This window comes from Ralstonia chuxiongensis, assembly GCF_024158925.1.
In the GTDB taxonomy this organism is placed as follows: domain Bacteria; phylum Pseudomonadota; class Gammaproteobacteria; order Burkholderiales; family Burkholderiaceae; genus Ralstonia; species Ralstonia chuxiongensis.
In genome coordinates, this window is record NZ_JAMYWC010000001.1 from 1031498 (window position 1) to 1042967 (window position 11470).

The window sequence follows — 11470 nt, forward strand, 5'->3', positions numbered from 1 at the left end:
GCACTTCGGTGCCCGTCACGTTCGCCGGCAGTGGCTGGCTAGGCTTGCAAGGTTCAACTGTGCTCGGGCGAATTGCCATGCCCCGGCATGCCAACCTCGGAGCCCCGCCCACCATGAAGATATTCTCCCGACACTCCAGCGCGACGCCTCCGGCGCAGACGTCGTCCGGTGCACCGGCCTCGCAATCCGCGCAGCCATCCATGCCAAGCGTGCGCAAGACTTCGCAGCTGCCTGGCGGCCTGCGTGACCTTGCTGACATGGTGACGGCGAGCCGCCAAAAGAAAAGCGCCGCATCGCTGACGAACGAGCAGCTCAAGGTTGCGCTGTCGAGCACCACGCTGAGCGGACGCGGAACGCGCGCCGCGCAGCGGGAAGCCCAGAAGCGTATTCGCAACGGCAAGCTGCAGTGGCCGCCTCAACAGCCGGCACAACCGCAAACCGCTGCGCCGCAGGCACAGGGGCACGCAGGCAGCGCCAGCGAACCGCCGCCTCACACCCCACACGCCCAAGCGAACCCGACGCCCACGCCAACCGAGCAGCCCCACGCCGAATCGTCTGGTACTGCCCACGCCGAACACACAGAACACACAGAACACGGCACGCAGCAGGACCTGGCCATCGTGCTGCGGCCGCCGTCGCCCTCGCCGTTGTCTCCCTCATCCAGCGCGCACGCGCAAGGGCGCCACACGCCGCCAGGCGCGCCCGTGTTCGATCCCGATACCGGCGCGCTGAACAAGCCCCAGTTGCGCCAGATGGCGCTTGCGCTCAAGGATGCGCTACCCACGGTACCGGTAGCGCTCACGCGCTCGCACCCACTCAGTGACGGGCTGCGCGCCAAGCTCCAGCATCAGCTGGGCACCATCCAGACGATTGCCGCGGACAACACCCGCAAGGCTCCGCATGAGGTCGGCATGGCCGTGCGTGATGCCTTTGCGTCGGCGGCCAAGACCGCCCGCCGGCTTGCCAAATCGTTGGGCAATCACGACCCGGCCGACGCCTACAAGGGGATCGCGGCGCTGCTCACCGAGCTCAAGCGCACGCACCTGAGCGGCAGCGCGCACGAGGTCATGAGCCACTACGCCGAGAAGGAAACCGCCAACCTCGAAGCCAAAGCGCCCGGCATCAGCACGGCAAAGCCTGGCTCCAACGTGAGCACAGGCACGTCGGGCAGCGTGTCGATCTCGGCCTTCCCCACCAACCGCTATGCCGGTGCCCACGTGTCGGTGGAAGCGGGTGGCGGCAAGGGCCGCCTGTACTTTGCCGATGACGACGGCGACGTCGACTACTGGCCCTCGGCACAAGCCTTCGCCAAGGTCGCGCTGGGCGGCAAGCTGGGCGAGTGGGCCGCCAAACTGACGGGCCGGTTGGACCTGTCCGGCGGCAATGTCTACCTCGAACACGATGACTTGCGCCAACTCGTCAAGCTCGTTGCCAACCACGATGCCAACCATGCCTGGGTCAAGTCTGCCGGGCCACATGCGCGCCACGCGATGCAGCAGCTGGAATCGTTGGCCAATCTCGTGTCTCACGCCATCGGGCGCAACTACACAGAAGCCGCGGGCAAGCCCTACTTTCTGAACGACGCCAAGATTGCCAAGGGTTTCAACACGTTGAAGATGACGCTGCTGGCCGGTGCGATCGACCAGAAAGTGGGCGGCGAGCGCTTCAGCACGCTCATGAAAGCCGCGTACCCGCCAATCGCCGACGTGCTGACGGACCGCATCGGCAGCGGACAACCCATGCCGGCGCAACCGCGACGCGACGTGCCCGATTCCGTGGCTTATGGCGACCGCTTCCTGGCCTATCGGCAGGTGACCGGCAGCGTGGATGCCAACGTCGGCAACGAGACCCACGGCGGCACCAACCTGGAAGCCGGCGGGAGCTTTGATGTGAACGTGCGCGGCAATGTGGCGCAGTTCTTCACGGAAAGCGCTGCCGCGCCGCACACGCTGCTGGACCCCGGCTATCACAAGGATTATCAGTCCACGTTCAAGCTGCATCAGCAGCTCGATGCCGCCTGTGCCGAGCCGCCCCCCGCGCAGCTTCACCTGTACAACGCGACACGCAAGGCACTGACGCACGAACTGCACGCAGGCCCTGCGCAGCCCTTTACCGAAACCGAACGGCTGCACTACGGCGAGGAAGCCGACATCCCTGCGCAGTTCCGCAACGCCATCACACACGCCAGCCCCGAGCAGCTCAATCACGCGACGGATCAGCTGGAGCATCTCATCGGCACCTATCTGCAATTTGCGGATCACGCTGGGGCGGTGCTCGCGAAGAACGATCGCTTCATGCCCGCCAAAGAACGCGATACGTTGAACCAGCATCGCGAAGCGGCCTTCGCACAGATCAACCAGACCGTGTGGCATGGCCGCTATCCGCAGAAAGATGCGCTGGCCAACCCCGAGGCGTTCGTCGCCAAGAGCCATGCTGCGATCAGCTTGGCGCTGGGCTGTGTGGGTGCGCATATCTCTGTCGTGAAGCAGCAGATGGCGTTGCGCGAGGAGCACGGCACGGCCGCCGCCGAAGCCATCCTGACGGCGGATTCGATGTACAAGACCGCGCGTGAAATGCTGGACAAGACGTACCTGCCGCTCAAGAACTACGACGTGCAGAAGAACGGCCCGCTGAAAGACAAATCGCTGTGGCAGCGCTGGGATACGGCACTGAAGGCGACGGTGTCCGGCGGCGCGCAAAGCAGCGCGCTCAACGCGATCCTCAACCGCTTCGGCCGGTCCAGCGGCAAGGTGCAACTTGGGCCTTTCACGGGCTCCATCTCGGTCGGCAATAGCGCGGGGCAAGTCTCGCTCACTGCCGAGGCGCGCCTGATGAACGCCAATCATCAGGTCAACCCCAGCCGTACGGGCAAGTTCTGGCAGTTCACGTTCACCGCGCAGGGCGGTGCACCGATTACGGGCGTGATACTCAACAAAGCCATTGCAGCGGCTATCGAAAAATTCGCGCCAAACATGCGGCTGCAGGACGACAAGTTCGATCCGCACGAGTTGCTCCGCCAAACGCAGGGGCTGCTGCTCAACGTGACCGACGGCACCAGCCTGGTCGTCAAGTTGCGTCAGGCGCCTGACGTGCAGAACGCCCCGATGGAGCTGCAATACGCGCGGGTGCTGCGCAACAAGAACAGCGGCATGAGCCTGTCGCTGACGGTACCGACACCGCACGGCACGTTCACGCCGTCGGTCTCGCATACGGACAGCACACAGAGCTACGCGGGCGAGGTGATGGGTTCCGACACGAGCTACCTCATCATGCAGCATCCGTTCCTCGCCAAGATCGTCGACGCGGAAGCCCACCGCGAAGACGCCGCGCTGCGGCAGGCGTTCGATGCGAACCCGGTGCAACGCGATCGCTATCTCGCCAATCCGAACCTGATGGCCGATGTGGTGGCCAAGTACGCAGCGGCGACGCAGGAGATCAACGCCGCGGCTGCGGAGAATCGCCCCGTCCAGATCAAGAACGAGTTCGTGCGCTACCACGCCGCAACGCCGTTCGCACGCGCGGCCCAGGTCTCGACGCAGGTAGCTGCGCACGCGCCAGGTTCGACCGCCAACGGAGAACAGCTGTTCAAGCTTGCCGAACCGCTGGCCAAGCCGATCGACGTGAGCCACCTTGACGTGGAAGCGATGCGCGCACGCCTGCAAGCCATGACGACCATCGAGGACCGCGCCGACTATCTGTGCGACTCCAGCCAGGGCCGTCCGCTGCTCGACGCGTTCTCGAAGATCATCGGCAACACGCGCGCCATCAACTCGGCTGCGCTGTTCCATACCGAAGAGCGCAACACTGGTATCCAGTCGCTGGTGCGCAACCCCAAGGCGCTGCAGCGCGAGAACGACCGAACCCAGGCCGCCCTGCACGGCAAACCGCAACCGACCGGCACCATCGGCCAACTGCGCACGCGCCTGGAGCCGACCAGAGCATCGATCAAGCAAGCCAAACTGGCGGATCTGCAGCAGCTCGCTGCCATGAACCTGCCGATCAGCCAACAGGCACAGCAGGAGCTGCAGCGCCGCAAAGCGCTGCTCGGCAACGCATTCCCGACCGACGAGGGCCAATCGCGGACGTAAAGCCCGCTGACTTCACGCTCTGCCGCCAGCCCCGGATACGCCCGGGCTGGCGTTTTTTTGCCCGCTCGCAAGCATTCTTGTTTCGTTGCGTAGGCCCAGAAAGACAAGGGCCGGCATCAAGCCGGCCCATGGGAATACACGATTGAACGGCTGTATCAGCCGGCGTGCAGCCAATCGCGCGCGACGGCAACGTGCCGCTGTTCCACGCCCTCGCCGGCCCTGACGTAGCGTGCAACGTAACTCTGCAGCGGTGCCCAAGCCGAGAGCTTCTGGACAGCCTCGTCAATCGACCCGCCAGCGGCGCCATATTCGAGCAACGCTGCAAAGGCCTCGGCGCGGACCATCCTGGCTGCCGCGTCTTCGGGCAACCCGGGCTCGCGCAGGCGCTCGCTCACCAACAGTGCCATCAGCGCGTCGAGAGGCAGCGCCTCTTCGTCAAGGCAACCCAGCGCATAGCGCTCTTGGGCTCGCTGAAAGACGGAGCTGCGCAGCGCCGGCAGTTCGCACAGGCCATCCACCAGTTGTCCGAGACGGCGGCTGTCGCGGTATGCACGCATGGCGTCGGGCGCGATGGCGCTGATATAGCGCTCCATCCAGATGCACAATGCATCGCTGCCATATTCGGCGTCATAGGGCTGAAGGCGTGCGCGCCAGCCCTGGCGCAGCGCCATCCAATCTGGCGCAATGCTGGAACCGGCCGTCGCGACTGCACCGGCTGCGGAGCGCAACTCGTCCAACCGTGCTGACAAGTGCGCTGGCACATCGACGCGGCACGCTGGCGGCAGATCGCGCAGCGTATCGGGCAAGCCAGCCAAGGCGTGGCAGCCGCGCAAGTCCAGGTGTGTGAGGTGCTTCAGCTCGCCAACAGACGCTGGCAAGCTGCGCAGCGATCCGCAATCGCGCAGGCGCAGCGTGCGGAGTTGCGTGCATTGGCCAATGCTCTGTGGCACAGCCACGAGGTTTGACATGCCGGAGACGTCAAGCTGACGCAGCTTGCGCAGTCGCCCGAGCGATTCGGGCAGTGTCGTCATGGCGGTGTTCTCGCGCAGGTCCAGCCGCTCCAGTTCGGCCAGGTTGCCCAAGGTATCTGGCAGCACGGAGAGCACCGGATTGCCACGCAAGTGAAGCTCGCGCAGTTGCGCAAGCTGGCCCAGGCTGATGGGCAGTTGCACGAGCAGCTTGTTGGATGCCAGCACCAGCGTTTGCAATGCGGCCAGCGCGCCAAGCTCAACCGGCACGATGCGCAGATCCGTGCCCTGCAGAATCAAGCGCTCCAGCTTGGGCAGTTGCGACAGCGACGATGGCAGCGCGCGCAGCGGCGAATCGAGCACGACAACCTCCTGCAGCTGCAACAGCTTGCCGATCCGCCCCGGCAACGCTGTCAACCGCGGGTTGCGCGCGAAATGCAGCGCGCTCAGGTTGACCGGCAAACCACCGGACGCTGGCCACTCAAAGAGATCGCAATCATGTACTGTCAGCCGCTCCAGCTCTTCGGCCAGGCACAAAGCCGCAGGCAGGCGCATCACCGGAATGCCGTCAAGCACGAGGTGCCGGCTCTTCTGCTGCATGGCCAGCAGCATGCGCGTGGCCGCCAGGGCCAGGCCTTGCTCCGTGGGCCGTGCGGTGTCGGTCAGCAACGGGCCGCTGTAGCGGTGCAGGCGACGCGCCATCTCCTGCTGCCAACCCGCCACCGCCTCGCATACGGCCAGCCAGCGGCTGGCATCGGTGGGCGGAACGAGCGCCCGTAGGCCGTGGCCCTGTGGCATGGCTTGCTGGATGCGCAGAGCATCGCGCGCCGCGCCTGCGCGCTGTTGATGCTGCGTGCGCGAAGCAGTCGCCACTACCTGTCGATCATGTTGCGGCGTCGGCACGTGAAATCGGTTGGCGACTGGCGACGGCTCGGCGTGCCCGGTCCGCACACGCTGCAGCACGCGCCGCAATGCGCGCGACAGCTTGTTGGTCACCGACACACCTGCATCCGCCGCACCCCAGTCGGCACGGGTCTGCGCGAGGGTATCGGGCGGCATGGGGGCACTACCGTAATGTGATTGCATGATGGGCCCAAGAGAAGATGAAGTGGCAATAGGCGGCGGGCAACGCGCCCTTTCCGCCTGTTTGCTGATCGTATGGACCGCCGCGCAACATGACCTGTGGCAGGACGAACCCGTTGCGCCCGCGGCGAACCGTCATGCCAACACATGCTGTCGACGCGGCTTCGCTACAAGCCAGGCAAATTCGCACGGTGCCAGCGCAACGCCCGGCACGCGTTTCTATGATGCGCGCATGCTCGTTACCGGAGATCCGCAATGCATGCCCCATCGTCTCGCATCATGGCTGCGCGGGAGCGTCGCGCAACCACCCACGCAGTCCCGCCCACACGTCGCGAAACACGTCACAACTGGCAGCAGCAACGCCTGCAACAACGCCACCCCGTGACGCGCGCCTGCGCTGGCAGGCTAGACCATGCGCGGGCGTAACCGGCTCGCCGCGGTGCTGCGGCGGGGGCTGGTTTTTGCCATTGCGCTGCTGGGCTGCCTGCCTGCCGCGGCCCTGGCAGATTGCATCGACGATGCCGCTGCATACCACGGCGTCAACGCCCAAGTCTTGCGTGCCATCGGCTATCAGGAATCGCACCTGAATCCGCAAGCGCACAACCGAAACCGCAACGGCAGTGAAGACCTGGGCATGTTCCAGATCAACACCATCCACCTGCCGGAACTGTCGCGCTACGGTATCGGCCGCCAGATGCTCTATGACCCGTGCGTCAGCGCCTATGTGGCCGCGTGGCACTTGGCGCGCAAGGTGCAATTGCACGGCAACAGCTGGCATGCCATCGGCGCGTATCACTCAGAGTCGCCAGGGGAAAACGGCATCTATGCCCGGGCTGTGGAAGGCATCCTGAACCGCAAGCTCGCAGCACGCGCGCCGCTGCCGGTTGCCGGGCAAACGCGTGCGCAAGAGCCAGCGCCACAACCCATGCAGGATGCCGCCAAACCCATGCACGCCGTCGTTCTCAAGCACGCGGCAGATGCGCCCCCCGAGCACGGGAGGCATGTGTTGAACGCCCCGACGGCAGGTGAAGATGAACATTGGCTCGATGCCATGCTGACCAGCCTGAACCAGAGTGCAAGCTTGCGGGACCGATTCAGCCGGTGAGCCCGTGCGCCATCGCTTGACTGCGTAGCCCGACCAGCCCTGCATGCCGCGTTGCGTCTGCCGCCCCAGGATCCGAACAGGCACGACGCTCGAACTCTGAATTTTTCTCAACTGCCCCGTCGTCCATGACGGTCCGCAGACGAAACGCTCTATCCTTCCCGGCCACCCCCCAAACCAATAAATCGGGTGTCAGCAATACAAGGGGAGCAAGCAAAATGAAAAAGCGATTTCGTGGAGGAATTGCGCATGGGCCTGGCCGTAGGTCGCTAGCTGCAGGAGCGGCTGCCGCCCTTTGGGCCTTCATGCCGGCTGCGCACGCGCTAGAGCTGGGCGTGCTACATCTGCATTCAAACATTGGCCAGCCGCTTGAGGCTGAAATCGACTTGACGGGATTGCAGCCGCACGACGCACAAGCGCTGGTGCTGCAGCCCGGCAACCGCGAAAGCTACCTCGCCGCCGGCGTGCCTTATGGCGCAAGCGCGACTTCGCTGCATACGGCATTGGTACATCGGCAAGACGGCAGCTATGTCGTTCGCGTGTACTCGACCGTTCCGCAGGCGGACGCCATTGCGGATATCGTCGTGCGCCTTGCGGGGCCAGGTGGAAACTCGCTGGCGACCTATACGGTGTTGCTCAGTCCGCCGGGCGCGGCAAGCGCCCCCACCACGTTCCTGCAGACGCAACGCAAATCGGCGTCCGCTTCGGGAGTGTCGCTGCCCAGCAGTGCGCAGGCACACCGCCCGCAGGCGCAAGCAGTGGCAGTCGCATCTGCTCCCGCCGCCAACGCGGCGGAGGGCGCGCATCCATCGGCTGCCGCCACCGCGCCGTCTGCAGGTGAAGACGACAGGCACACCGAAGCCGCCTATACCGTCAAAGCGGGCGACAACCTCTCGCAGATCGCGTTCGGCACCCTGCAGAATCGGGCGGACGTGTCTGTCGGACAAGCCGCGCTGGCGCTTTACCGGAGCAATCCGCACGCCTTCATTACCGGCAACATCAACCGCCTGCGCGTCGGCGCCACGCTACGTGTGCCAACGGCAGAGGAAGCAACTGCGGTGGCGAAAGTTGAGGCCGAACGTCAGCTCCGCTTGCTGACGCAGGCTGCTGCTACCGACCACACACCGCCTATGCCCGACGCCGTCGCCGGCAGTCGGCCACCTTCGGTGCCAGCCAATGCGTCTGACAAAGACACGCTGCGCCTTTCCGCTACGGGCATGCGGGAGCGGGCAAACGTGGAGCAACTCAACGAGGAGTTGGTCGCGGCCAGGCAGGCGATCCATGAACTCGAATCGCGCCTTGCGCAAGTTGAGCAGAATCTGGCCGATATGCGGCGGCTCGCAGCCTTGAAGAATGCGTCGCCACAGCCTGCCGCAGCAACGGCGACGGCGACGGCCGGAGAAGAAGGCCATGCGCCAGACGTTGGGCTTGCAAGTCGCAGTCCGGTTACCCCCGATGACTCGGCACCCTGGAAGCGTGCCCGCATCATCGGCCCAGCCCTTGGAGTCTTCCTGGCTTTGCTGATAGCCGCCTTGATGTTCTACCGAATGCGCATCCGCAAGGTTCAATCTGCGCTGGCCGCGATCTACACCCAACTCCACGATAACGGCGACCCACTAACCGAGCGCGGCCCGCGCGCCCGACGCAATAGCGAGACTGTGTCACCACGATAGAGCGCAGGGGGCGTGGAAGTTGGCGAGCAAGAAGAAGAGCGCACTGCGAGCCCGCCGATCACGCCTGGCGCCGCAAGTGCACGATCGCATGCATGAAGCGCCATCGCATTGGACGCCCAGGCAGTGAAAACCCGCACGCAAACGTTTTCCTTCTGAGGCACCACTACACCTCCACGAGTACGTGTCGATTTAAGGCGAGCCCTTACATTTCCAGCGAAGCGTCGACCTCGCCCGGTCTGGCGTCATATCAGAGCTGGTCTATACGGCGGCGCAAAAGGCACATGCCGCGCCCCCGATCGCTGGGGTCGATGGCCCAATCCAACCTGATCGACGTTTGCCCAGTACCTAGCCATGCCCTCCGCGTGCCCTCCGTTTGTGAAAGCCATCCCGATTTGCCTGATCCTGACCGCATGCGGCGGCGGCGGCGATGCGGCCACCACGCCACCCCCCAGTGCAACGCAGCCGGGTGCGCCAATTGGAGCACCGGTCGGGCCGGTGGCGCCGGCCACTTACACCATTGCGGGAACGGTCGCGGGCTTGCTCGATTACGGCAGCCTCACTTTACTTAACAACGGTGCAGATCCGATCGTCCAAGCTGCCGACGGCGGTTTCAACTTTTCCGTTTCCGTAGCGGCAGGTGGCGCCTACGCTGTCTCCGTCAACGCCGAACCGCTTTGGCAGTCCTGCTCCGTTGCAAATGGCAGCGGACTGGCCAACGGTAATGTCAGTAACGTGAGCGTGAACTGCGCAGTCGCACAGTCGATGGTGTCCACCATCGCCGGTTCGACCACTGCGGGGTATGCAAACGGCACGGGTTCGGCTGCCTCGTTCCGACAGCCGAGCGGTATTGCGCGAGACGCCTCAGGCAACCTTTATGTGGCCGATTTCGGCAACCACGTCATCCGCAAAATCGCTCCGGGCGGCGTCGTCACGACCCTGGCAGGCACAGGAAGCCCGGGCCACGTCGATGGCATGGCGGGCAGTGCCAAGTTCGAGACTCCGGTCGGCATTGCGGTGGCCGCCAGCGGCAACATCTATGTGGCGGAGTTCTACGGCAACGATATTCGAAAGATCACGCCAGGCGGCATCGTGACGACGCTCGCCGGTTCGGCAACTGCGGGCAGCGCCGACGGCATCGGCGCGAGCGCTTCGTTCAACAACCCGCTGGGCATCGCGGTGGATGCCAACGAAAACGTCTACGTGGCGGATTACAGCAACAACATGATCCGCAAAATCACGCCAACCGGCGTGGTGACCACACTGGCCGGCACAACAACACCCGGCAGCGACAATGGCGCGGCTGCGCTCGCCACCTTCAACGGTCCAGCGGGAATCGCGCTCTCTCCGTCGGGCACGCTGTATGTGACGGAGTGGTTCAACAGCGATGTCCGGCAAATTTCGCCGGCAGGTGTCGTCTCGACACTGGCGGGCTCCGGCGCGACCGGCAGTGATGACGGAGTGGGTACCGCGGCAACGTTCTCGCTGCCGGTGGGCATCGCGATCGGTGCCAACGGCGTGCTTTATGTCGCCGACGACGGCAACAACTTGATCCGCATGGTGACCCCGGCGGGTGTGGTTGCCACCTTGGCGGGCTCCATCAACGCGGGCAGCACCGACGGCCCGGGGAGCACCGCGATGTTCAATCAACCATCCGGGATCGCGGTCGACACAAACGGAAACCTGTACGTCGCTGACCAGGCAAACAACGTGGTCCGCTATGTCGCCCCCACCCCATAGGGAAGCTCAGCGTATCGCCGCGCACGCCCGCCGCGGCTGGGAAACGCGTCACGCCCGGCGTCGCGTAGCCACGCCTGGCGTGCTGAACCGCTCTTGAGACAAAGGATGTCTCTGGCGGGCGCCTCACTCACTGCACGCCAACACCACCGTACGACAGGTACTGGCCGAACGAGCGCGCAAACTGCCCACCATCGGTGTTGATCGACGTCGAGTACGTGCCGCCACCGCTAAAGACGATGGCGAAGGTATGCATCGCACCGTATTCCCACGGGTTGCGCAGCTGTAATCGACGTGGTTGTCACGATAGTGTCCGGGCGTGCCACCAGAGGATCGTCAGACATTGCCCAGCGCATCGCTCCGTCATTCAATTACCCATAAAAGACGCAAACAGAATTAGCATCAACACCTTGAAATAAAGTTGATGTTTCAGAAAAACATTCTCAGAACGTATGCCAACCACCATGGCGGGGCTACCATCGCTTGACGCGCATGAACGGCGGGTGATGTTAACTGAAGTTTTTTTAATGAACCAAATCGATACGAAAGCATTGATTGGTATTTTTTTCCAAAAAAATCAGTTCACCGCGATTGCTGCGGCAGTATTCCGAGGGGGGCGTACGTTCTTCGTGTGGTTGACGTGGCGCTGACGGCCAGAGCGTTTGGGGCCGCCCCATCAGAAGAAAGAAAGCCCCAGGCAGCTTGTAACCGCCCGGGGCTTCTTGACCGCTCTTCACGGAGGCACGTGAATCATGGCTATCGACAATTTTATCGGAGCATTGCCGGCGAACGAACGTTGATGAGATTAATTGAACAATGGGC

6 protein-coding genes and 1 pseudogene are annotated in these 11470 nt (G+C 64.1%); 5 read left to right on the forward strand and 2 right to left on the reverse strand.

Features of this window, described 5'->3' with window-relative positions; all coding sequences use genetic code 11:
* Positions 1-113: 113 nt before the first annotated feature.
* Positions 114-4088, forward strand: coding sequence for a type III effector protein (locus NKG59_RS04490; RefSeq protein ID WP_253535613.1), 3975 nt, complete (start codon positions 114-116; stop codon positions 4086-4088).
* A 155-nt stretch (positions 4089-4243) separates the two neighbouring features.
* Here NKG59_RS04490 and NKG59_RS04495 read toward each other — a convergent pair whose 3' ends face one another.
* Entirely contained in the window at positions 4244-6115 is a 1872-nt protein-coding gene (locus NKG59_RS04495) for a leucine-rich repeat domain-containing protein (protein WP_253535616.1), read from the reverse strand.
* Positions 6116-6551: 436 nt separating this feature from the next.
* Between NKG59_RS04495 and NKG59_RS04500 the strand changes: the two are divergent.
* From NKG59_RS04500 to NKG59_RS04510, 3 genes and pseudogenes are all read left to right on the forward strand, one after another.
* Positions 6552-7061 (forward strand): annotated as a pseudogene (locus NKG59_RS04500) (lytic transglycosylase domain-containing protein); the annotation flags it as partial.
* 485 nt (positions 7062-7546) lie between these two features.
* The gene (locus tag NKG59_RS04505) at positions 7547-8914 is read left to right on the forward strand and encodes a type IV pilus assembly protein FimV (RefSeq protein WP_253535618.1); all 1368 of its coding nucleotides are present in this window, start codon (positions 7547-7549) and stop codon (positions 8912-8914) included.
* 495 nt (positions 8915-9409) lie between these two features.
* A complete protein-coding gene (locus tag NKG59_RS04510; protein ID WP_253535619.1) occupies positions 9410-10651 on the forward strand; it encodes an NHL repeat-containing protein in 1242 nt (413 codons plus the stop codon).
* A gap of 127 nt (positions 10652-10778) precedes the next feature.
* On the opposite strand, the gene NKG59_RS26390 is transcribed toward NKG59_RS04510, so the two are convergent.
* Positions 10779-10904 carry a hypothetical protein gene (locus NKG59_RS26390; protein ID WP_301288039.1) on the reverse strand — a complete coding sequence of 42 codons (126 nt, stop codon included), beginning with the start codon at positions 10902-10904 and terminating at the stop codon, positions 10779-10781.
* Positions 10905-11100: 196 nt separating this feature from the next.
* On the opposite strand from NKG59_RS26390, the gene NKG59_RS04515 reads away from it, so the two are divergent.
* Positions 11101-11298 carry a hypothetical protein gene (locus NKG59_RS04515; RefSeq protein ID WP_253535620.1) on the forward strand — a complete coding sequence of 66 codons (198 nt, stop codon included), beginning with the start codon at positions 11101-11103 and terminating at the stop codon, positions 11296-11298.
* Positions 11299-11470 lie beyond the last annotated feature (172 nt).